The organism is Pseudoduganella sp. UC29_71 (assembly GCF_042693265.1).
Classification (GTDB): Bacteria; Pseudomonadota; Gammaproteobacteria; order Burkholderiales; family Burkholderiaceae_D; genus Rugamonas.
In genome coordinates, this window is record NZ_CP170549.1 from 5933831 (window position 1) to 5956204 (window position 22374).

Sequence of the window (22374 nt, forward strand, 5' to 3'; positions counted from 1 at the left end):
GCCTTCTGGTCGTCCTCTGAAATAAGGCCAGGTGAAGGCCAAGCAAAGGCCAAGCGCAAAAAAGAACAACTTGTACTCTTGCATGACAACCGGATGTCCTCTATTATGAATTCACGTCTGCGGTCCCGCCCGCAGCCCTCGTCAATCAACTGAGGTGTTCACATGAAAATTGCCAACATTGAAACCATAGCGCTGCGCATTCCCTTTACGTCCGGTGGCCAGTCGGCCGGTGGCGTCTGGGGCAGCAAGGATTTGCAAGTCGTCGATTCACTGGTCGTCAAAGTCACCGCCGACGACGGCACGGTGGGCTGGGGCGAAACCTTCGGCTTCACGGCCATTCCGGCGGTAAAACTGGTGATCGACACCATCCTGGCGCCCGAAGTCATTGGCCGCGACGTCAGCCAGCGCGAAAAGCTGATGGCCGACCTGCAGAAGAAGTTCCACATCTTCGGCCGCAGCGGCGCCTTTATCTACGGCCTGTCGGCCATCGACATCGCGCTGTGGGACATCGCCGGCAAGAGCGCCAACAAACCCATCTACCAACTGCTGGGCGGAGGCGAAGCGACGTCGCTGGCCGCCTACGCCAGCCTGATCCGCTACGCCGACCCCGAACTGGTGTGGCTCAATGTGCGGCGCGCTGTCGATGAAGGCTATCAGTACCTGAAGCTGCACGAAGTCGACGTTGCCTGCGTGCGCGCCGCGCGCGAGGCGGCCGGCCCGCACATCGAAATCACCCTGGACGTGAACTGCCCCTGGACCGTGCGCGAAGCGCTCGACATGGCGGAGCAGCTGCGCCCGTTCGACCTGCGCTGGCTGGAGGAACCGGTGTGGCCGCCGGAAAACTACGCCGGCCTGGCCGCCGTCCGCAAGCAGGGCGGCATCCCCGTGGCGGCTGGCGAAAACGCGTCCACGCTGATGGATTTCCAGCACATGCTGGAAGCCGGCGCAGTCGATTTCATCCAGCCCAGCCCGGCCAAGATGGGCGGCATCACGGAACTGCAAAAGGTGTACGCGCTGGCCAACGCGCACAACACTACCGTCATGGTGCACACCTTCTACGACGGTCCCGGCCTGCTGGCCAGCGTGCACGCCAGCGCCGCGCTCGGCGGTCCCAAGTCCATCGTCGAATGGCGCTACTTCGACCTGGAAGCGCAGCTGTACGGCGACGCCATCATTCCAAAGCGGGGCCGCCTCCATGTGCCGCAAGGCCCTGGCTTGGGCCTGGAACCCAATCCGGACGTGATCCGGGATTATCAGATCGCGCTGTAACCACCGCGCGGCCGCCGCCGACCGGCGCACCCGCCATCCTAGAGAGAAGCTGGAGACCATCATGTTAGACAGAATCGTAGGCCCCATCCTGCCCGTTGCCCTGGTTATCATCCTCGGCTATATCGCCGGCAAACGGGGACGCCTCAACCGCGCCGACAGCCTGGTGATCAGCCGGCTGGTGCTGGGCTGGATCTTTCCCGCCCTGCTGCTGGTCAGCATGGCCGCCACACCGCGCTCGCAGCTGTTTGACGTGAAGCTGATCTCGGCAACTTTCGTCGGCATCATGGGCATGTATTTGATATCGCTGCTGATCGGCTGGCTGCATTACCGCGAACTGAAGGCCGCCACGCTGAAGGGCTTCGTCACCGCCTACCCCGACGCGGCGTTCATGGGCATCCCCATCCTGCAGGCGATGTTTGGCGCCGGCAGCATTTACACGGTGCTGGTGCTGAACCTGATCGCCAGCTTGCTGATGATACCGATGACGACCATGCTGCTGACAGTAGCGGCCGGCAGCAGCAGCGGCTGGCACGCTTTCCGCTCCAGCATCGCGCAGGCTGTAAAGCGCCCGCTGATGTGGGCGCCCGCGCTGGGCATATTGTGCTCGGTACTGGAATTGAAGTTGCCGCCCCTGCTGGCGGAGTCGTTCAACCTGATGGGCAAGGCCACGCCGGGCGTGTCCCTGCTGTGCCTGGGTTTGATCATGTCGTCGGTGCCGCTGAAGCTGTCCCGCGAGGTCTGGGGCAACCTGGGGCTGAAGCTGTTGCTGCAGCCGGCGCTGATGATCGCCGCCATCGTACTGTTCGGTGCAAAGGGCATCTACGCCCAGCAAATGATCCTGCTGGCGGCGCTGCCCTCGGCCACCATCCCGGCCATGTTCGCCAACGAGGCCGGTGCATACCAGAGCGAGGCCGCGACCACCATCCTGGTCAGCACCGCGCTATCCATCATCACCTTCCCGTTCGCAATCTATCTGATCGATGGCGGCCTGGCCGCCTGACGACACACCTCAGGAGAACAATATGGCTTTCAGCAAACGGCCTGCGGCATTGCTTTCGGCTGCCGCTATCGCGCTCACCGCCGGCGCAAGCAGCGCATGGGCGCAGCAGCGCACGATGCTACAAACGATCGACTATCCCGCGAACCACCAGATACTGAGCGTGATCGCCGAGCTCGCGCCCGGCCAATGCACCGGCCGCCATACCCATCCCGGCGCGGAGAGCGCCTATGTGCTGGAAGGGCAGGTGGTAGCAAAAATCGACGGCAAGCAGGACTTGCCGCTCAAGGCCGGACAGCCCCTGCAATTCGCCCCAGGCGAGATGCACAACGTCTGCAATACCGGCAGCGCGCCCTTCAAGGCGCTGGCGCACTACATCGTCGAGAAGGGCAAGCCGCTCGTGACGCGCGCGCAGGACTGACCTCATTTAACCAGCGGAGTATTTCTATGCATATCCTCAACAAGCTTGTTCCCCTCGCAGCCGCGGCTGCATTCATCAGCGCCGCCGGCGCGCAAGGCCTGCCCGTCAAGGAGTTCGGTGCGGTGCTGCCGGAGAGTATCAAATGGCAGGCTTTCCCAGCCTTCCCGCCCGAAGCGCGGCTGGCGATCGTGGTGGGCGATCCGGCCAAGGCGGGGCCGTACACGGTGCGCGTCAAACTGCCCGCCGGCGTGCAGCTGATGCCGCATACCCATCCGGAGGACCGCATCTACACGGTGATCTCCGGCGTGTTCTATATTGGACTAGGCAAGACTTTCGATCCGGACAAGCTGCAAGCTTATCCTCCCGGCGCGGTTCTGACCTTGCCTGCCAACACCCCGCATTTTCACTGGGCAAAATCGGGCGACTACATGACGCAGGTCTCCGGCGTCGGACCGCTGGGCATGAAATACATCCGCGAGGAGGACGACCCGCGCCACCACTAACTGCAGCGCTTGCCACCGGGCGGCAACTGGATTACCTTCAAGCTATCCCATACCTTCAAGGAGCCCATGATGAAATGCCCGGTTTGCGGCGGCCCTGGATTGGTTCGCGATACAAGGAATCTGCAGTACAACTATCACGGGCAGACCGCCACCATTCCCGATGTGACGGGCGAGTTCTGCAATGCATGCGGCGAGGTGACGCTGGACGAGGCGGAAGCCAGGCGCTACGGCAAAGCCGTCGACGCGTTCGTGGCCTACGTGGACGCCGCCGAGGACAAGCGCGCTACAGCACGCGCGTAAAGCTGGCGCGCACCTGCACGCGGTCGCCGCAGTCGAAGTGCCACCATTCGCTGTTGATGCCGACGAAGCCGGCCTGGAACATGGCGTCGCGCAGCAACTCGCGGTTGGCGATCTGTTCGGCGGTGATGGCGCCTTTGGCCAGCATGGCCTGCTCCAGCGCGGGATGGGACAGCTCGGTCAGGTCGTCGAAGCCGGTGCCCATGTCGAGCTCGCGGCCCTGCTCGTCGACGATGGTGATGTCGACCGCCATGCCGAAGGAATGGATGGAGCCGCGCGTAGGGTCGGCCAGGTAGCCGAGCAGTTCGGTCCCTTGCAGCGCGGCCCATAATTGCTCCTGCACGCGCTGCGGACGCAGCGCGTCAAGCACCAGCAGCTTGCTGCCGGGCCGGCGTGCGGCCAGCCAGGCGACTGCCTTTTCCAGCGCGGCGGCCGCGTCGCGGTGCAGCCAGGCGCAGTCGTTCGGGGAGTACAGGTCGCGGCCGACGAAGTTGTCCGGCGTGGCGTAGCGCAAGTCGATGGCGATGCCGGCGATGCTGCTCAGATGCCGGTAGTCCGGGCTGGACGGCACATCTTCGTTGCGGATGGTGTTCATTGCTAGGCTTTCTTTTCCAGACAGGCGCGCGCGGCGGTGGCGATGCAGCCGGCCAGCTGGCGCGCGCCGTGCGACAGCGGCGCGTGGCCTGCCGTCAGCAGATACAGTTGCACGGGAATGGCCGGCGCCCACGGGCGGCGCTGCACCAGCGCGCTGGACGCGGACGCGGCCGTGAAGGGGTCGACCACGGCCATGCCGCCGCCGGCTTCCACCAGCGAGCGGGCGATCTGGTAGGTCTGCACCACGGTGTGGAACACCGGATGCAGGCCTTGCGCTTCGCACGCGGCCACCACCATTTCACCCAGCGGGTCGTTGTCGGCGTGGCCGATCAGTTCGCCCGTCAGGCCGGGCGCGGCCAGCGGCGTGGCGCAGTCGGCCGCGCTCCAGGTGCCGGTGGGGCAATCACCGTCATGACGCCTTGCGCCAGCGGCTCGGCAACGATGCCGGGGTGGCGCGGGTCCTGCAAGGACAGCGCCAGGTCGGCTTCGCCCAGGCGCAGCGTGTTGACGATTTCACTGGTGTGGTGGGTAGCCAGCTCGCAGCGGGTGCCGGGAAATTCCCTGCGCCACGCGCTCATGGCTTGCGGCAGCACGCTGATGGCCACGGTGGGCGTGGATACCAGGCGGATGGTTTCCAGCGCACGCCCCTTGAGGCTGGCCGCCAGGCGGCGGATGCCCTGCAGGTCGCGGTTCAGTTTTTCGGTTTCGGCGAACAGGCGGTGCGCTTCCGGCTTGGGGTAGAGCTTGCCGCGCACGCGCTCGAACAGCGGCATGCCCAGTTGCAGCTCGCAATGCTGCAACACCTTGGTGACGGCCGGCTGCGAGATGTGCAGCACCTGCGCGGCACCGCTGATGGTGCCGACCTGCATGATGGCGTGGAACACTTCTATATGGCGCAGCCGCATTGCTCTATCCTCGATCCAGCGCCGCAGAGCCGTCCCTGCGGAATCCGTGCAGGATAGGGGAAAGCAGGGTGCGGCGCAATGCCATGGTGCTTAGTGCGCTTCGGTGGGCTGGGTGGGCGGTACCGCAGGTACCGGGGCCACAGGTACCGGGGCCACAGGTACCGGGGCCACAGGTACCGGGGCCACAGGCTGGGTGGTGGCCGGCGCTACCGGCGCGGCCGGGTTGATGACTTCGTTCTTCGGGGTTGGCGCCAGCACTTGCAGGATGGCGGCCGATTCGGCGTCCGGCGTGCCGTCGTACCTGGCGGGGCGGTATTTGGACTGGAAGGCGTACATCACGTTGCGGGTGGCTTCGTCCAGCACGCCGCTTTGCGGCACGGCGTAGCCATGCTGGGCCAGGCGCTTCTGGAACCAGGCCACGTCCGGCAGCTGGTTTTCGAAAACAGCGCGCTGGGCTGCCACCTGGCCGGCGTCAGGCCAGGTGATCAGCCCTGCGGCAGCAAGCTGGTGCCACGGAAACATCGGACCCGGGTCCTGCTTGCGCTGCGGCGCGATGTCGCTGTGGCCGAGGATGTTCTGTGGCGGAATATTGTGGCGCGCGACGATCTGTTTCAGCAGCGGAATGAGCTGGTCCATCTGCGACTGCGGGAAGGGATAGAACACGCGGCCTTCCGGGGTCTGCTTGAAGCCCGGATTGACGATTTCGATGCCGATCGACATCGGATTGAGGTTGCTGTAGGTTTTCCAGCTGCTCACGCCGGCGTGGTTGGACATGCGCGATTCGTCCACCAGCGTGTAGAACTTCGGCTCCGCCTCATCGGTCAGCAGATAGTGGCTGCTCACTTCCTGCTCGGTGAGGATCTTGATCGAGCGCGGCAGGTCCGACACCGTGTAGTGGATGACGATGAACTTGACGCGGCTGCTCTGGCTGCGCGCAGCCAGGCTGTTGTCGAGGCGCGGCGGCGGGGTGGCGCAACCGGCCAGCAGGGCCACCAGGGCAGTGAGCAGGATTTTATACAAGGCGGGTCTCCAGAGGGCTTAGTGTTTGGGTTGCGCAGCCATGCGGGCGGCGGCGAAATGGGGTTGGGCGGTCTTGCGGCGCAGGGGGACTTCGGGCGGCAGCGTGGCGCGCATGGTTTCGGCGATCAGCGGGTGCAGCTCGGCGGCGCGGCCGGCCAGCACCACGGGCCGCACGCCGAAGCGCGACACCAGCGCCGTGGCCAGCCGCGCCAGTTCGCGCCCGGCTTGCTGCAGGATGAGGCGGGCGGCCTGGTCGTGCTCGGCGCTGGCGGCGACAGCCAGCGCCAGCTTGCCCACTTCGCCGCGCTCGCGGCCGTAGATGAACTGGCGCGAAAAGGCCCAGTCGCTGCCGCCGACGTAGTCGAACACGGTGCGTGCCATGGCGGAATCTTCCCAGGCGCCCGGTTCCTCGTCCTCGCGGCGCCAGATGCGGCGCAGCGCTTCGCGCGCGATCCAGAAGCCGCCGCCGCCGTCGTCCAGCGTCACGCCGCGGCCGCCGGCGCGGTGGAACACGCCTTCGTCATCGATGAAGGCGGCGATGGAGCCGGTGCCGGCGTACACCAGGTAGCCTTCGCCGGGCTGGAAACTGTCCAGGTAGGCGATTTCAATGTCGTTGGAAACGATGACGGTGTCCGGGTCGATGCCCAGCAGCTCGGCCAGCCATTCAACCAGCAGCTCGCTGTCGCCGCCGAAGCCGGTCAGCCCGGCGCACACGCGCTGCGGGCGGCCGCTGGCCAGCACGTCCTGCGCCAGCGCGGCGAAGGTGGCGCGCACGGTGCTGCGCCCGGCTGAGTTGCCCATTTGCAAAGCCGACAAGCCGGCCACGCTGCCCTCGGCGACGATGGCGCCGGCCGCGTCGGCCAGTGCCCAGCGCGTCTGCGTGCCGCCGGCGTCGATGCCCAGGCCCAGCGTGGTGTCGTTGTCAGATTTACCCATAGTGGGTGAGTGTAAAGTGAAATGCGGCCGTGATTTAATGAAACCTTGGCCGTACGCCATTCCTCGCGGTTATAGCTGCGCCGTGACGCGCTCGCTCTCGTTGCCCAGGCGGTCCACCGCGCTGACCACCACCGCGCGCGCCTGCACGCCGGCCTCGTCGGCCAGGGTCACTTCGCCGCGCGTGGCCGGGGCCGTGGTGAAGCGCCATTCCTCGCCATAGCGCGCCCAGATGGCGTATTGCGTGGCGCCCTTGCCCGCGCTCAGTTTCAAGTCCAGCCCGGCCGCACCGCGCCGCGCGCCCACCTTCGGCGCGCCCGGCGCTTCCGCGCCCAGCCAGGGCGACGCCGGCACCAACGCGGCGCTCTGGTAGCTCACCGACTTGAGCTGGTCGCTGATGCCTTTGCGGTTCTGCATCAGCGCGGCAATGCTGAAGTGCACATGGCCATTGGCGCCGGCGCGGCTGCGCGTGACGCCGATCTGCTTGACGATCTCTTCCGGCTCGAACGATTTCACGGTGCCGTCGATGCGGCTGGTGTACAGGCCCGGCCACACGTGGCGGCCGCGCGTGTTTTCGCGCAGCCAGTAGTCGAGCAGGACGTCGAACGCCTGCGGCGGCGGCGAGATGGCCCAGTACAGCTGCGGCGCCAGGTAGTCCAGCCAGCCGTTCTTCAGCCACAGCTCGGCGTCCGCGTACAGCTTGTCGTACTGGCTGAAGCCGAGGATGCCGGGCGGGCGGCGGTCCGGGCGGCCGATGCCGAACGGGCTGATGCCGAAACGCACCCACGACTTTTCGCGGTGGATGCCGGTGTAGATCGCCTCGATCAGCTGGTTGACGTTCTGGCGGCGCCAGGAAGCGCGGTCCAGCTGGCCGCCGCCGGCCAGGTAGCGCTGCCAGGCGGGCTGGTCGGGGAAGTCCAGCTCGGGGCGCGGGGCGCCGCCGGCCGGGACGTTGCCCGCTTCCAGTGCGGCCGCCTCGCCCGCCGCGCCGGGCGCTTCGATCGGGTAGGGGTAGAAATAGTCGTCGATGTGGATGCCGTCCACGTCGTAGCGCTTCACCACGTCCAGGATCACGTCCAGCGTATGTTTGGACGCTTCTGCCTCGCCCGGGTCCATCCACTGGTAGCGGCCATAGGTTTTCACCGTTTGCGGCTTGGTCATGGAAATATGGTCGCGCGAGTTGGCGGACTTGGCCGTCGCGTGGCGCGCGCGGTAGGGGTTGAACCAGGCGTGCAGCTCCAGCCCCCGCGCATGGGCCTGGTCGATCCAGAATTTCAGCGGGTCGTACAGCGGCGACGGCGCCTTGCCCTGCTGGCCGGTCAGGTACTCGGTCCACGGCTCCAGCTCGGACGGGTAGATCGCGTCCGCGCTCGGGCGCACTTGCAGCACGATGGCATTCAGGTTGAGCGCCTTGGCGCGGTCCAGGATGGCAATGGCTTCGGATTGCTGTTTGGCCACCGGCAGGCCGGCGCGGCTGGGCCAGTCGATATTGGCCACCGTCGAGACCCAGGCGGCGCGGAACTCGCGCGGCGCCGCCGGGGGCACGGGGCCGGTCAGGCTGAGGGGCGGGACGGCGCCGGCACCGGGGACCACGGCGGGGCCGGCGCCGGGCGCCGACGGCATCACCGGGCCGGTACCCGCCGCAGGCGTGAGCGGCGTACTGGTGCAAGCGCTCAGGAATGCCGCCACTGCCGCTGCGGCGCCGGCGGCCAGGGTCTGCCGCTTTTTCGGGTTAAAAGCCAAGTCCGTATCCTCGATTCAATTGAAGCGGCCGTATTGTAGCCTGCCTCATTCCCGGCCGAATGCCGGGTCCACCTTCACCAGTGCGGTCATGATGAACGCCGGGATGGTCGCCAGGCATACCCACAGGAAAAAGTGCTGGTAGCCCAGCATCTGCTGTATCCAGCCGCTGGCCATTTGCGGCAGCATCATGCCCAGCGCCATGAAGCCGGTGCAGATGGCGTAATGCGCGGTCTTGTGCGGGCCGTCCGCCACCATGATCATGTACAGCATGTAGGACGTGAAACCGAAGCCGTAGCCGAACTGCTCGGCCGCCATCAGCGCGGAAATCAGGTAGATGTTCTCGGGCAGCGCGCTGGAAAGGTAGACAAACACCAGGTCCGGCACGTGCACGGCGAAGGCCATCGGCCACAGGCAGCGCTTCAGGCCGAAGCGCGCGATCACCACGCCCCCGGCCAGTCCGCCCAAGGTGAGCGCGATGATGCCGATGGTGCCGTACACCAGGCCGACCTCCTGGTTGCTCAGGCCCAGCCCGCCCTTGGCGACGGGGTCGAGCAGGAAGGGCACGGCCAGCTTCAACAGCTGCGCTTCGCCGAGGCGGAACAGCAGCAAAAAGCCCAGTATGACGGCGATGCCTTCCTTGCGGAAGAAGGCGGCGAAGGTGGCGAAGAACTCGCGGAACAGGTCGCCGCCGGCCGGCGCGCGCACGTCGGCGGCGGGCTTGGGCAGCATGAAGAAATGGTAGACGAACAGCACGCCGAACAGCGCGGCCAGGATGAACAGCACGATGGACCAGGCTACGTGCGGGTCGCCCAGCTTGTCGGTGAGCTGGCCTGCCAGGTAGAGCAGGCCGCCCTGGCCGGCGATCATGGCCAGGCGGTAGAAGGTGGAGCGCACGCCGACGAAGGCGGCCTGCTGCTGCTGGCGCAGGCCCAGCATGTAGAAGCCGTCGGCAGCGATGTCGTGCGTGGCCGAACTGAAGGCCATCAGCCACAGCACGGCCAGGCTGGCGCGGAAGAAGTCCGGCAGGTGCATGGTGAGCGCCACCATGGCCAGCGAGGCGCCGATGACCAGCTGCAGTGCCACGATCCACATGCGCTTGGTGCCCAGCAACTCCACCACGGGCGACCACAGCGGCTTGATGACCCACGGCAGGTACAGCCAGCCGGTGTAGAGCGCGATATCGGTATTGGAAATGCCGGTGTTCTTGTACATCGCCACCGACAGCGTCATCACTACGACATACGGAATGCCTTGGCCGAAGTACAAACTGGGTATCCACCACCAGGGGCTACGTTGAAGCGCGTCTTTCATTCCGTCCTTTGTCTCGTGTTGCTGCTCTCGTTATTTTTTCAACGCTGCCCTCACACTGCCTTGGGCCTGTTCCAGCGCAGCGCGCGCCTGTTCCACGCTCTGCTTGTTGAGCAGCGCGACGACGGCGACCTTGACATGGAAGTTGCACTGCTCCAGCGTGGCGCGGGCGGCGGCTTCATCCACGCCGGTGGCGTGCATGGTCAGGCGCACGGAGCGCTGCACCAGCTTGGCGTTGGTGGGCTTCAAGTCTACCATCAGGTTGCCGTACACCTTGTGCAAACGCACCATCAGCGCGCTGGAGATGGTGTTGAGCGCGATCTTCTGCGACGTGCCCGCCTTCAGGCGCGTACTGCCGGAAATGACTTCCTCGCCGGTATCCAGCGTGATGCCGATTTCCGCTTGCAGCGCCACCGGCGCGTCCGCGTTGTTGGCCAGGCCGACGGTCAGCGCGCCGGCTTCGCGCGCCGCGTCCAGCGCGCCCAGCACGTAGGGCGTGCCGCCGGAAGCGGCCAGCAGGAACACCACGTCGTTCGGGCCGGGGGCCAGCGCCAGCAGGTCGGCCGCGCCCTGCGCGCGGTCGTCCTCGGCGCCTTCCACGGCCTGGAACATGGCGCCGTTGCCGCCGGCCAGCAGGGCCAGCGCGCGCTCGTTGGGCCAGGAGAAGGTGGGATTGAGTTCCACGCTGTCGAGCACGCCGAGCCTGCCGGAGGTGCCGGCGCCGGCGTAGATCAGGCGTCCGCCGGCCTGCATGCGCGGCACGGCGGCGGCGACGGCGGCGGCAATGCGCGGCGCGGCGGCCTGCACGGCGCGCACGGCGTTGAACTGGTCGTCAATGAAGGCGGACACCAGGTCGATGTCCAGGTATTGGTCCAGCTGCGCGTGCTGCTGGCTAGGTGTTTCGGTTTTTAACATCGTCATCTGTCAGTAGTGATACGATCAGACCAGTGTAATACCAAAACAACTTGAGCCGCCCATGAAAGCTCGATGCGCGGGCATGCTCAAAAGTTATACTGCGGCTTATGCCGGCGCCCGGCGCATCTCGGCGACGAAATCGTAGTGGTCGCTGCGGCAGTACGAGTGGGTCAGTTCCACCGCTTCGCCGGATTCCAGGTAGGCGATGCGGGTAATGAACAGCACGGCCTGGCCTTCGGGCACATCTAGCTGGCGCGCCAGTTCGCCGGACGCGTTCATGGCGCGGATGTGCTGCAGCGCGCGCGACGGCGCCTTGCCGGACGCGTCCAGGAATTCATAGAGGGAGTCGCCGATGGCTTCCGGGCGCGGCACCACGCTTTGCGGCAGCACGCTGACCTCGTAGGCCATCACCACGTCGTCCGCCAGGCGCAAGCGCTCCAGGCGCGCGACCTTGCTGTTGGGCGAAAGGGCCAGGCTCATCTGCTCGTCCGCGCTGGCGCTGACGATGGCGCGCTTGAGCCAGCGCGAGCCCGGCTTGTAGCCGCGCTGCTGCAACTGCTCCGAGAAGCTGGTGAGATTGGACAGGGGCTGCTCGATGCGCGGGGCAATATAGTTGCCGGAACCGCGGCGGCGCACCACCAGGCCCTGCTCGACCAGCTGGTCGATGGCTTTGCGGGCGGTGACGCGCGAGACGTTCAACAATTCGGACAGGGTGCGTTCGGACGGCAGCGCCTGGTCGACCTGATATCGCCCATTGCGCACATCATCGCTCAACTTGCGTGCAATCTGCATATACAGCGGCGAATTGTCTGTTGCATCGGCTTGAAATTCAACGCTGGTCTGGCTCATACGGTATCTCCTAAGGCGTCTAGTGTAATAGCGATGGCCAATTTGCGCTCATTTTTGGTTGCATGAAAATATACTGGCACCGCATAGCGCCAAGTTATGTGCGGTTGAAACGTTTTCATTAGGCGCGGCCCCGGACGGGCCGTATGCTCATTCCGACAACAACACGACAGGGGATCAGGCAATGAAACTGGGCATGCGCGCACTGCTGGGCTGGGCATTGATGGGCGGCGGCTTGATGGGCGGCATGCCCGCCGTGGCGGCCGGTCCGGGCGCGGCGTCGGCCGCACTGGCGCAACTGGACCGCGAGCTGGCCGCCGTCGTCAACGATGCGCAGCACCCGCTGTCCGGCTTGTCCGTGCTCGCCGTGCGCGACGGCAAGGTGGCATATCAGCAACAGTTCGGCCTGCGCCGCATCGACACGGCCGGCACCGGCAGCACGGCGCCGGTGACGCCGGCCACCATGTTCCGCATCGCCTCCATCTCCAAGATGATGACCACGTTCGGCCTGATGAAGCTGCTCGAAGAAGGCCGCGTGGAACTGGACGCGGACGCCGGCAGCTATCTCGGCTTCCCGCTGCGCAACCCGCACTTCCCTGACCAGCCCATCACCCTGCGCCAGCTGCTGAGCCACACGTCCTCGCTGCGCGACGACGCCGGCTACTCTTGGGGCACGGACACCAGGCTGAGCGACGTGCTGCTACCGGGCGGCAGCAAATACGGCAACGGCGCCATGTGGGCGCAAGGCCCGAGTGCCGCGCCGGGCGCCTACTTCACCTACTGCAACCTGAACTGGGGCGTGATCGGCACCATCATGGAGCGCGTCAGCGGCGAGCGTTTCGACCGCCTGATGAAACGCCTGCTGCTGACGCCGATGGGCTTGCGCGGCGGCTACAACACCTCGGAATTCTCGCCCGCCGAAGTGGCGGACACGGCCACGCTGTACCGCAAGCGCACCACCGACACGGAAATCTGGAACCCGGCCGGCCCGTGGATCGCGCAAGTGGACAACTACGGCGTGGTGGCGCCCGCCGCGCCGGCCGGCATCGCGAGCTACGTCACCGGCAGCAACGCCACCCTGTTCAGCCCGACCGGCGGCATGCGCATCTCCGCGCCGGACATGGGCAAGATCATGCTGATGCTGATCAACCAGGGCCAGCACGAGGGCAAGCAAATCCTCCAGCCCGGCACAATCAAGTTGATGTTCAGCGAACAATGGACTAACAATGGCAGCAACGGCGACACGCTGCGCGGCCTGTACCACAGCTGGGGCCTGGGCACGCAGCGCTTCGCCGACACGCCGGGCAGCGGCAACCGGCTGGTGCAGGGCGGCGGCTTCAGCGCCGTGGGCCACCTGGGCGAAGCCTACGGCCTGGTGTCCACCTTTGTGGTCGATCTGGAACACCGCAATGGCCTGATATCGCTGATCGGCGGCTTCGGCACCGATCCGGAACAGTACCCGGGCCGGTACTCCGCGCTGGCGCGTTCCGAGGAACTGATCCTGACGGCGCTGTACCGGCGCGCCGTGCTGGGCAAGGCGGACTAGCAGTCAAACGAATGCATCACCCAAGGTTATGGCCTGCGCATGACGATTCATTGGAAAGAAGCGGGGCCTGCCGCCACACTCTGAAACATCTTCATTAAACGGTTCTCCAGATGCAGCAGGGTACACAGCAAGATGCACAGCAGGTAGTGGTGATCGGCGGCGGCGTGGTGGGCCTGGCATCCGCCTGGTGGCTGCTGGAAGCCGGCTATCGCGTCACGCTGCTGGAGCGCGCCCCCACCGTGGGCAGCGCATCGAGCTACCGCAACGGCGGCCAGCTCAGCTACCGCTATGTGGCCCCGCTGGCGGACGCCGGCGTGCCGCTGAAAGCACTGCAATGGATGTTCCAGCAGGACGGCCCGCTGCGTTTCCGTCCCGAAGCCGACCTGCGCCAATGGCGCTGGCTGGCCAGCTTCCTGGGCAACTGCAACGCCGCCAGCAACCGCCGCACCACCGCCAAGCTGCTGGAGCTGGGCGAACTGAGCCGCAACGCCATGGCGCAGCTGGAACTGGTGCTGCCGCTGTCCGATTTCGACTGGCGCGACGCCGGCAAGCTGGTGGTGTACCGCTCGAAAAAAATCTTCGACGCCGCCGTGGCGCGCCCGGATGCCGAAGGCAACCGGCAGGTGCTGTCGGCGGCCGAAACGGCCCTCATGGAGCCGGCGCTGGCCGAACTGAGTCCGCAACTGGCGGGCGGCATCTACAACAAGGGCGAAGCGGTGGCCGACTGCCACGCCTTCTGCGTGGCGCTGGGGCAGCGCCTGCGCGCGCATCCGCGCTTCCAGGGCGTGATCCGCGCCGAAGCACGCGCCATCTTCGCCGAGAACGGCCGCATCTCCGCCATCGACACCAGCGAGGGCTGGATCTCGGCCGACCAGTTCGTGCTGGCCGCCGGCCTGCAGAGCCGCGACCTGGCCGCCAGTGCCGGCATCTACCTGCCGATCTACCCGCTGAAAGGCTACAGCCTGACCGCGCCGATCCGCGCGCAGGACTGCGCGCCGGAAATCAGCGTGACCGACTTCGAACGCAAGGTGCTGTACGCGCGCATCGGCGGCAGCCTGCGCATCGCGGCCATGGTGGACATGGTGGGCGAAGACACCAGCCTGGACGCGGACCGCGTGGCCAGCCTGAAGCGCCTGGCGCGCGCCGCCATGCCCACGGCCGCCGACTACGGCCGCGCCGAAGCCTGGGCCGGGCTGCGCCCCGCCACGCCGAACAGCTCGCCCATCATCGGCGCCACGCGCTACCCGAATCTGTGGCTCAACGTGGGCCACGGCCCGCTCGGCTTCACCTTCGCCTGCGGCACCGCCGCCCTGCTGGCCGACCTGATGCGCGGCAAGTCCACCCCCTTCGCCCTCGACGGCCTGACCCTGGCCGCCTGATCCGCTCGCCCGGACGCTACGCCAGGTTTGTGCCCTCATCGAGAATGTGCAGAAAATCCTGATAGGCATACACCCGACCGCGCCGCTTACCAGTAACTTCGCGCACCAGATGCAGTTTTTCCAGACCGGCTAGAGCACTGTTGGCGGTCGGCGTGCTTAACCCCGTCTTCTCACACACCTGTGCTGCGTTTACAAACGGTTGGCGCTGTAACAGCTTATGCACCAGCAACATAGAGCCGGCTTGCTCGCCGGCCGCAACGATCTGGTCGCGGTCGCGAGCGAATAGCGCAATGATGCGTAGCGCGCTATCGTGCGCGTTGTTCGCGGTCGCGGCCACGCCAGACAAAAAGAACTCCAGCCAGGCTTCCCACGCGCCGTGTTGGCGCACTTCCTGCATCAAGCGATAATAGTCGGCCCGGTGCGTCTTCAGGTACAAGCTTAGGTACAACAAAGGCTCACGCAATACCTGCTGCTCCACCAGGAACAACGCTATTAGCAAACGCCCCAAGCGGCCGTTTCCGTCGAGGAAGGGGTGGATCGACTCAAATTGCACATGGAGCAACCCTGCCTTGATCAGCGGAGGCAACTGCGCTGGGCTATGCATGAAGATCTCAAGCGCCGCCAGGCAATCGTTCATTTCCCGCACTGGCGGCGGTACATAGACAGCATTCCCTGGACGCGTCCCGCCCAGCCAGTTTTGCGAACGGCGAAACGCGCCCGGATCTTTTGCATTGCCACGACCTTGCTGCATTAGCACCCTATGCATGTCGCGCAATAGCCGCAGGCAAAGCGGCAGACCCTGCGGACCAGGGTCGCGCATGCGCTCCAGGCCATGCATCATTGCATGAACGTAGCTCGATACCTCGGCCACATCATTGATCGGCTCCCGAGCCATGGCCATGGTCTCAAAGCGCAGCAAATCGTTGAACGTGGACTGGGTTCCCTCAATCTGCGAGGACAGCACTGCTTCCTTGCGCACATACATATACAAGAACAACGGCTTGTCTGGCAGCATCATGGATATGCCGTCCAGCCGGCCGATCGCCCGATCGGCCTCGCTCAGCTTTTGCAACAGCGCCGGCGTGAGTACCACGGCCGGATCAGGCGGCAGTGGGGGCGGCACGAAGGCGCGCACCGTCTCACTGAAAGCCACGGTTTCAACATAATGGCCCAGCCGGTTGGCATGCGTGGCGTTCACAACAACTCCCTTCTGCTGACAGCGCGCTATTTAGGCAAGCCTTATTAGTTTAATTCACTATTTAAATTTTTCACCGGAATTTAAATAAGACCAGGCAGTGGTTAGCGCCAGCAGCATTAAGGCGGTCCGCCCGGTTATGGCGGATAATTGCGGGATGTCCAAGTTCAAATCCCCGGCGGCCTGCCCATGCGGCGGGCCAGCATTCGCCACTTGCTGCGGCCCCTACATAGAGGGCGCGGCGCTGCCGCCCACGGCCGAGGCGCTGATGCGCTCGCGCTACAGTGCCTACAGCCTCGGCATCGAACCTTATCTGCAAGCCACCTGGCATCCCAGCACCCGCCCGCAAGAACCCATCATTAGTAGCGATGAAAAATTGCAATGGCTGGGACTTGAGGTAAAATCTGCTTTACGTTTACGTCAACGTAAAGCAGACCAGGCAGATCAGGCGGTCCAGGCAGAAAATGAAGACTTTGTTGAATTTGTGGCACGTTTCCGCGTCAACGGACGCGGCCAGCGCCTGCACGAAGTCAGCCGCTTTCTGCGCGAGCCTTCCCCGGAAGGCCTGCGCTGGTTTTACGTAGACGGTACTTTCCCCGAATAGACAGCCCGCGCCGGAGACAGCGCGACCAGAACAAGAGGAACCCGAATGCCGCACATCGAAAGCAAACTCAATCCGCGCAGCGAGGACTTCAAGTCCAACGCGTCCGCCATGCAAGCCCTGGTCGATGACCTGCGCGACAAGGTGGCCAAGATTGCCCAGGGCGGTGGCGAAGCGGCCAGCGCCAAGCACGTGGCGCGCGGTAAGCTGCTGCCGCGCGACCGCGTGCAGATGCTGCTCGATCCCGGCACGCCCTTCCTCGAGTTCTCGCAAATGGCCGCCTACGGCATGTACCAGGACGCCAAGGGCGTCGATGCGGCGCCGGCCGCCGGCATCATCACCGGCATCGGCCGCGTGTCGGGCCAGGAATGCGTCATCGTCTGCAACGACGCCACCGTCAAGGGCGGCACCTACTATCCGGTGACCGTGAAGAAGCACCTGCGCGCGCAGGAAATCGCCGACCAGAACAACCTGCCGTGCATCTACCTGGTGGACTCGGGCGGCGCCAACCTGCCCAACCAGGACGACGTGTTCCCGGACCGCGACCACTTCGGCCGCATCTTCTACAACCAGGCCAATATGTCGGCCAAGGGCATCCCGCAGATCGCCGTGGTGATGGGCTCCTGCACCGCAGGCGGCGCCTACGTGCCGGCCATGAGCGACGAGTCCATCATCGTCAAGGAACAGGGCACCATCTTCCTGGGCGGCCCGCCGCTGGTGAAGGCGGCCACCGGCGAAGTGGTGACGGCGGAAGACCTGGGCGGCGGCGACGTGCACACGCGCCTGTCCGGCGTGGCCGACCACCTGGCGCAGAACGACCTGCACGCGCTGTCGCTGGCGCGCACCATCGTCTCCAACCTGAACCGCAAGAAGCCGCAGCAGATGGCGTTGCGCGAATCAATGGAGCCGAAATACCCGACGCAGGAACTGTACGGCGTGATCCCGGTCGATACCCGCAAGCCCTTCGACATCCGCGAAGTGATCGCGCGCATCGTGGACGGCAGCGAGTTCGATGAATTCAAGGCGCGCTACGGCGCCACGCTGGTGTGCGGCTTCGCCCACATCTACGGCATGAAGGTGGGCATCATCGCCAACAACGGCATCCTGTTCTCCGAGTCCGCGCTCAAGGGCGCGCACTTCATCGAGCTGTGCGCGCAGCGCAAGATTCCGCTGGTGTTCCTGCAGAATATCACCGGCTTCATGGTGGGCCGCAAGTACGAAAACGAAGGCATTGCCCGCAACGGCGCCAAGATGGTGACGGCGGTGGCCACCGCCGCCGTGCCGAAGTTCACCGTCATCATCGGCGGCAGCTTCGGCGCCGGCAACTACGGCATGTGCGGCCGCGCCTACTCGCCGCGCTTCATGTGGATGTGGCCGAACGCGCGCATCTCGGTGATGGGCGGCGACCAGGCCGCCTCCGTGCTGGCCACCGTCAAGCGCGACGGCATCGAAGCCAAGGGCGGCCAGTGGAGCGCCGACGAGGAAGCCGCCTTCAAGCAGCCGATCAAGGACCAGTACGAGCACCAGGGCCACCCATACTACGCCACCGCGCGCCTGTGGGACGACGGCGTGATCGACCCGGCAGACACCCGCATGGTGCTGGGCCTGGGCCTGTCGGCGGCGTTGAACGCTGAGATCCCGGACACGAAGTTCGGCGTATTCCGCATGTAAGGGGGGGCGTTATATGAACTACGAAACCCTGGAAGTGACAATCGCGGGTACACTGGCGACCGTGACGCTGAACCGTCCGGACGTGCGCAACGCGTTCAACGAGAAGACCATCAACGAACTGGCGCTGGCTTTCGATGAGCTGGGCCGCAACGAGCTGGTACGCGCCATCGTACTGGCAGCCAACGGCGCAGCCTTCTGCGCCGGCGGCGATTTGAACTGGATGAAGGCCATGGCGGGCTATACGCACGCCGAGAACAATGCAGACGCCATGCAGCTGGCGCAAATGCTGCGCACCATCTACCTGTGCCCGAAGCCCGTGGTGGCCAGGGTGCACGGCGACTGCTACGCGGGCGGCATGGGCCTGGTGGCCGCATGCGACGTAGTGGTGGCGGCCGACGTGGCCAATTTCTGCCTGAGCGAAGTGAAGCTGGGACTGATCCCGGCCACCATTTCACCCTATGTAATCAAAGCCATGGGCGAGCAGGCTTCGCGCCGCTACTTCCTGACCGCAGAGCGCTTCAGCGCCGCGGAAGCCTACCGCATCGGCTTCGCCCACGAGGTGGTGCCGGCGGACGCGATCGACGCGAAAGTCGCGGAGATCGTCAAGGCGCTGCTGGGCAACAGCCCGAACGCAGTAAAGGAAGCCAAGGCGCTGGTGCGCGACGTGGCCGGCCAGCCGGTCACCGATGCGCTGCTGGCCGATACGGCGCTGCGCATCGCGCACATCCGCGCGTCGGAGCAGGGCCGTGAAGGCGTTGCGTCCTTCCTGGAGAAGCGCAAGCCGGCATGGCTAAACTAATGGAGTATGTTTGGAACCGACTCAACAAAGTGATTGGGTAGCACGCAGCCTGCGCAGTGTATGGCACCCGTGCACCCAGATGCAGCACCACGCGCCAGGGGACCATCATGTGCCGCTGATCCCGGTGAAACACGGCCGCGGCGCATGGCTGTACGACCATGAGGGCCGCCGCTACCTGGACGCGATCAGCTCCTGGTGGGTGAACCTGTTCGGCCACGCCAACCCGCGCATCAACACGGCGCTCAAGGAGCAGCTGGACTCGCTGGAGCACGCCATGCTGGCCGGCTTCACGCACGAGCCGGTAATCGAACTGTCCGAGCGCCTGGCCGCTTTGACGGGCCACAACCTGGGCCACGCGTTCTACGCCTCGGACGGCGCCTCCGCCGTCGAAATCGCTTTGAAGATGAGCTTCCACTCCTGGCGCAACAAGGGCCGGGCGGACAAGCAGGAATTCGTCTGCCTCAAGGGCAGCTACCACGGCGAAACCATCGGCGCGCTGGCCGTGACCGACGTGGCGCTGTTCAAGGACGCCTACGGCCCGCTGCTGCGCGCCACGCAAACGGTGATGTCGCCCGACGCGCGCCAGGCCGCTGAAGGCGAATCGGCACAGGACGTGGCACGCCGCGCCGCCGCCGACGTGGAGCGCCTGTTCAAGGAGCGCGGCGACAAGATCGCCGCCATCATCATCGAGCCGCTGGTGCAGTGCGCCACCGGCATGGCGATGCACGACCCGCTCTACCTGCAGCTGGTGCGCGCGCTGTGCGATCAGCATTCCGTGCACCTGATCCTGGACGAAATCGCCGTCGGCTGCGGCCGCACCGGCACCTTCTTCGCCTGCGAGCAGGCCGGCATCTGGCCCGACTTCCTGTGCCTGTCCAAGGGCATCAGCGGCGGCTACCTGCCGCTGTCGCTGGTGCTCTCGCGCGACGAGATCTACCAGGCCTTCTACAGCGCCGACGTCACGCGCGGCTTCCTGCACTCGCATTCCTACACCGGCAACCCGCTGGCCTGCCGCGCCGCACTGGCCACGCTGGACATCTTCGAGCAGGACAACGTGCTGGCCGCGAACAAAGTGCGCGCCGAACGCCTGACCAAGGCGCTGGCGCCGCTGGCGAACCACGAGCGCATCAGGAACGCCCGCAACCAGGGCATGATCTGGGCCTTCGACGCCATCGACGCCGGCCCCACTTTCTCGCGCCGCTACTTCGCCGAAGCCACGCGCCAGGAACTGCTGCTGCGCCCCATCGGCCCGACCATTTACCTGATGCCGCCGTATATCCTGGACGACGAGGAAATCGACGGCCTGGCTGCGCGCACACTGTCCGTGTTCGAAGCCACGCTGGCAGGAGCGCACGCATGATGGAACTGCTGACCAAACTCCAGACCCAGCTGAACGTGCTGGAAGAACGCAGCCTGATACGCAAGCGCCGCACCGTCGATTCGCCGACCGGCCCGCGCCTGACGGTGGACGGCCGCGAAGTGCTGTGCTTCAGCAGCAACGACTACCTGAGCCTGGCCAGCCATCCGCGCGTGATGGCGGCGCTGCAGCAAGGCGTGTCGCTGTACGGCGCCGGCAGCGGCGCCTCGCACCTGATCAGCGGCCATAGCCGCGCCCACGCGCAGCTGGAGGAACGCCTGGCCGAATTCGTCGGCCCCTACATCGAATCGCCGCGCGCGCTGTACTTCTGCACCGGCTACATGGCCAACCTGGCCGTGCTGACCGGCCTGGCGGCGGGCGACAAGGACACCGAGTTCTTCTCCGAGTCCCTGAACCACGCCTCGCTGATCGATGGCGCCCGCCTGTCGCGCACCAGCATCAAGGTGTACGGCCATGCGGACGTGGCAGCGCTGGCCGGCCTGCTGGCCGCCAGCACCGCCGCCAACAAGATCGTCGTCACCGATTCCGTGTTCAGCATGGACGGCGACCTGGCGCCGCTGCCCGAGCTGCTGGCACTGTGCGAACGGCACGGCGCCTGGCTGGTGGTGGACGACGCGCACGGCTTCGGCACCCTGGGCGAGCACGGACGCGGCGCGCTGGAGCATTTCAAGCTGCGCTCGCCCTACCTGGTCTACATGGGCACCTTGGGCAAGGCCGCCGGCGTCGGCGGCGCCTTCGTCGCCGCGCACGAGGTGGTGATCGAAACGCTGATCCAGAAAGCCCGGCCCTACATCTTCACCACCGCCGCGCCGCCCGCGCTGGCGCACGCGCTGCTGACCAGCATAGACATCATCGCCGGCGAGGAAGGCCGCGCGCGCCGCGCCAACGTGCAAAGCCTGGTCAGGCAGCTGCGCGCCGGCCTGAAGCTGGAACGCTGGCAGCACATGCCGTCCGATACGGCGGTCCAGCCCATCGTCATCGGCGAGAACCCGGAGACGATGCGCGCCGCGGCCGCCCTGTATGCGCAAGGCCTGTGGGTGGGCGGCATCCGCCCGCCCACGGTCCCGCAAGGCACGTCGCGCCTGCGCGTGACGCTGGCCGCCGGCCACACCGCCGCCGAAGTAGATCAATTGATCGCTGCACTGAACGCATTGGAAAGGACCATCCATGAGCCTTGAAAATTCGATCACCGCGCCCACCGCCGATGCCCCTGACATCGCCGTGGCCCAGCCGGATACGGACCTCGCTGTCGGCGTGGCCGTGCCTGCCGGCGCGGCTGCCCCGGCTGCCACGCCGGAAGCGGCCGCCGCGCCGGCGCCGGCCATCGCCGGCCTGCCGCCGCGCTTCGCCTGTTTCGTCACCGGCACCGATACCGAAATCGGCAAGACCCTCACTTCCGCGGCGCTGTTGCACGCGCTGGTGAAGCAGGGCGTGCGCGCCTGCGGCATGAAGCCGGTAGCGGCCGGCGCCGAGCTGCGCGACGGCGTGCTGCACAACGACGATGCCGACCAGCTGATTGCCGCCGGCAACGTCACCATGCTGCAATCGCTGACCACGCCCTACATGCTGAAAGAGCCGGCGGCGCCGCACATCGCCGCCGCCCTCGAAGGCGTGGCCATCGACCCGGTGCCCATCCTGGCGGCCTACCTGGAAATCGCCGCCGCCACCGACGCGGTGGTGGTGGAAGGCGTGGGCGGCTTCCGAGTGCCCCTGAACGACAGCTTCGACACCGCCGACCTGGCGCAGCAGCTGGACCTGCCGGTGATCCTGGTAGTGGGCCTGCGGCTGGGCTGCATCAACCACGCGCTGCTGACCGTCGAGGCCATCGCCGCGCGCGGCCTGACGCTGGTGGGCTGGGTGGCCAACGAGCTGCAAGCCGAGATGGCATACGCCGACGAGAACATCGCCGCACTGGCGCAGCGCATTCCCGCGCCGCTGCTGGGCCGCGTGCCGCGCCTGGCGCAGCCGACTGCCGCGGCGGCATCCGCGCACCTGAATTTCACGGGCCTGCCGAACTGGCCGGCCCGCCGCAACAATACCTGAACGTGAAGGAA

The 22374-nt window shown here is 66.0% G+C and carries 23 protein-coding genes; 13 read left to right on the forward strand and 10 right to left on the reverse strand.

Going from position 1 to position 22374, the window contains the following annotated elements:
* Positions 1-162 precede the first annotated feature (162 nt).
* The 5 genes from ACFJI2_RS26400 (at position 163) to ACFJI2_RS26420 (ending at position 3490) form a co-directional block, all read left to right on the forward strand.
* Positions 163-1269 (forward strand): mandelate racemase/muconate lactonizing enzyme family protein, encoded by a 1107-nt coding sequence (locus ACFJI2_RS26400; protein ID WP_107869517.1) that lies wholly within the window; start codon positions 163-165, stop codon positions 1267-1269.
* 61 nt (positions 1270-1330) lie between these two features.
* The gene (locus ACFJI2_RS26405) at positions 1331-2269 is read left to right on the forward strand and encodes an AEC family transporter (RefSeq protein ID WP_107869518.1); all 939 of its coding nucleotides are present in this window, start codon (positions 1331-1333) and stop codon (positions 2267-2269) included.
* A 22-nt stretch (positions 2270-2291) separates the two neighbouring features.
* On the forward strand, positions 2292-2687 hold the full coding sequence (locus tag ACFJI2_RS26410) for a cupin domain-containing protein (RefSeq protein WP_377702559.1): 396 nt from the start codon (positions 2292-2294) through the stop codon (positions 2685-2687).
* A gap of 26 nt (positions 2688-2713) precedes the next feature.
* Positions 2714-3190, forward strand: coding sequence for a cupin domain-containing protein (locus ACFJI2_RS26415; protein WP_377702560.1), 477 nt, complete (start codon positions 2714-2716; stop codon positions 3188-3190).
* A 69-nt stretch (positions 3191-3259) separates the two neighbouring features.
* Positions 3260-3490 (forward strand): type II toxin-antitoxin system MqsA family antitoxin, encoded by a 231-nt coding sequence (locus ACFJI2_RS26420; protein ID WP_377705912.1) that lies wholly within the window; start codon positions 3260-3262, stop codon positions 3488-3490.
* Here ACFJI2_RS26420 and ACFJI2_RS26425 read toward each other — a convergent pair.
* The 9 genes from ACFJI2_RS26425 to ACFJI2_RS26465 form a co-directional block, all read right to left on the reverse strand.
* The gene (locus ACFJI2_RS26425; protein WP_377702561.1) at positions 3474-4082 is read right to left on the reverse strand and encodes a M15 family metallopeptidase; all 609 of its coding nucleotides are present in this window, start codon (positions 4080-4082) and stop codon (positions 3474-3476) included. The genes ACFJI2_RS26420 and ACFJI2_RS26425 overlap by 17 nt on opposite strands.
* 2 nt (positions 4083-4084) lie before the next feature.
* Positions 4085-4372: a LysR substrate-binding domain-containing protein gene (locus ACFJI2_RS26430; protein WP_377702562.1), complete on the reverse strand. Its 288-nt coding sequence runs from the start codon at positions 4370-4372 to the stop codon at positions 4085-4087.
* A 50-nt stretch (positions 4373-4422) separates the two neighbouring features.
* Entirely contained in the window at positions 4423-4986 is a 564-nt protein-coding gene (locus ACFJI2_RS26435) for a LysR family transcriptional regulator (protein WP_377702563.1), read from the reverse strand.
* Positions 4987-5076: 90 nt separating this feature from the next.
* A complete protein-coding gene (locus tag ACFJI2_RS26440) occupies positions 5077-6006 on the reverse strand; it encodes an N-acetylmuramoyl-L-alanine amidase (protein WP_377702564.1) in 930 nt (309 codons plus the stop codon).
* Between the two features lie 18 nt (positions 6007-6024).
* Entirely contained in the window at positions 6025-6942 is a 918-nt protein-coding gene (locus ACFJI2_RS26445; protein ID WP_377702565.1) for an N-acetylglucosamine kinase, read from the reverse strand.
* A gap of 69 nt (positions 6943-7011) precedes the next feature.
* On the reverse strand, positions 7012-8682 hold the full coding sequence (locus ACFJI2_RS26450; RefSeq protein WP_377702566.1) for a glycoside hydrolase family 10 protein: 1671 nt from the start codon (positions 8680-8682) through the stop codon (positions 7012-7014).
* A gap of 45 nt (positions 8683-8727) precedes the next feature.
* Positions 8728-9993 carry an MFS transporter gene (locus ACFJI2_RS26455; protein ID WP_107869524.1) on the reverse strand — a complete coding sequence of 422 codons (1266 nt, stop codon included), beginning with the start codon at positions 9991-9993 and terminating at the stop codon, positions 8728-8730.
* A 30-nt stretch (positions 9994-10023) separates the two neighbouring features.
* Positions 10024-10905, reverse strand: coding sequence for an N-acetylmuramic acid 6-phosphate etherase (locus ACFJI2_RS26460; protein WP_377702567.1), 882 nt, complete (start codon positions 10903-10905; stop codon positions 10024-10026).
* A 105-nt stretch (positions 10906-11010) separates the two neighbouring features.
* A complete protein-coding gene (locus tag ACFJI2_RS26465) occupies positions 11011-11754 on the reverse strand; it encodes a GntR family transcriptional regulator (protein ID WP_107869526.1) in 744 nt (247 codons plus the stop codon).
* 181 nt (positions 11755-11935) lie between these two features.
* Here ACFJI2_RS26465 and ACFJI2_RS26470 point away from each other — a divergent pair, with 181 nt between their 5' ends.
* Together ACFJI2_RS26470 and ACFJI2_RS26475 are read left to right on the forward strand one after the other, a co-directional pair.
* Positions 11936-13297 carry a serine hydrolase domain-containing protein gene (locus ACFJI2_RS26470; RefSeq protein WP_377702568.1) on the forward strand — a complete coding sequence of 454 codons (1362 nt, stop codon included), beginning with the start codon at positions 11936-11938 and terminating at the stop codon, positions 13295-13297.
* 110 nt (positions 13298-13407) lie between these two features.
* Entirely contained in the window at positions 13408-14676 is a 1269-nt protein-coding gene (locus ACFJI2_RS26475; RefSeq protein ID WP_377702569.1) for a D-amino acid dehydrogenase, read from the forward strand.
* Positions 14677-14692: 16 nt separating this feature from the next.
* Here ACFJI2_RS26475 and ACFJI2_RS26480 read toward each other — a convergent pair whose 3' ends face one another.
* Positions 14693-15874 carry a Fic family protein gene (locus ACFJI2_RS26480; protein ID WP_377702570.1) on the reverse strand — a complete coding sequence of 394 codons (1182 nt, stop codon included), beginning with the start codon at positions 15872-15874 and terminating at the stop codon, positions 14693-14695.
* 154 nt (positions 15875-16028) lie between these two features.
* Between ACFJI2_RS26480 and ACFJI2_RS26485 the strand changes: the two genes are divergently transcribed.
* Genes ACFJI2_RS26485 through bioD form a run of 6 tightly spaced genes read left to right on the forward strand, consistent with a single transcriptional unit; the run spans position 16029 to position 22363 of the window.
* A complete protein-coding gene (locus ACFJI2_RS26485) occupies positions 16029-16475 on the forward strand; it encodes a YchJ family protein (RefSeq protein WP_377702571.1) in 447 nt (148 codons plus the stop codon).
* A gap of 45 nt (positions 16476-16520) precedes the next feature.
* Entirely contained in the window at positions 16521-18143 is a 1623-nt protein-coding gene (locus ACFJI2_RS26490) for a carboxyl transferase domain-containing protein (RefSeq protein WP_107869531.1), read from the forward strand.
* Positions 18144-18156: 13 nt separating this feature from the next.
* On the forward strand, positions 18157-18942 hold the full coding sequence (locus tag ACFJI2_RS26495) for an enoyl-CoA hydratase/isomerase family protein (protein ID WP_377702572.1): 786 nt from the start codon (positions 18157-18159) through the stop codon (positions 18940-18942).
* Between the two features lie 10 nt (positions 18943-18952).
* Complete coding sequence (gene bioA, locus ACFJI2_RS26500; protein WP_377702573.1) at positions 18953-20302, forward strand: adenosylmethionine--8-amino-7-oxononanoate transaminase; 1350 nt, start codon at positions 18953-18955, stop codon at positions 20300-20302.
* Positions 20302-21498, forward strand: a complete 1197-nt coding sequence (bioF, locus tag ACFJI2_RS26505) for an 8-amino-7-oxononanoate synthase (RefSeq protein WP_377705913.1) — start codon at positions 20302-20304, stop codon at positions 21496-21498. The genes bioA and bioF overlap by 1 nt, the downstream gene beginning before the upstream one ends.
* Entirely contained in the window at positions 21488-22363 is an 876-nt protein-coding gene (bioD, locus tag ACFJI2_RS26510; protein WP_377702574.1) for a dethiobiotin synthase, read from the forward strand. The genes bioF and bioD overlap by 11 nt, the downstream gene beginning before the upstream one ends.
* Positions 22364-22374 lie beyond the last annotated feature (11 nt).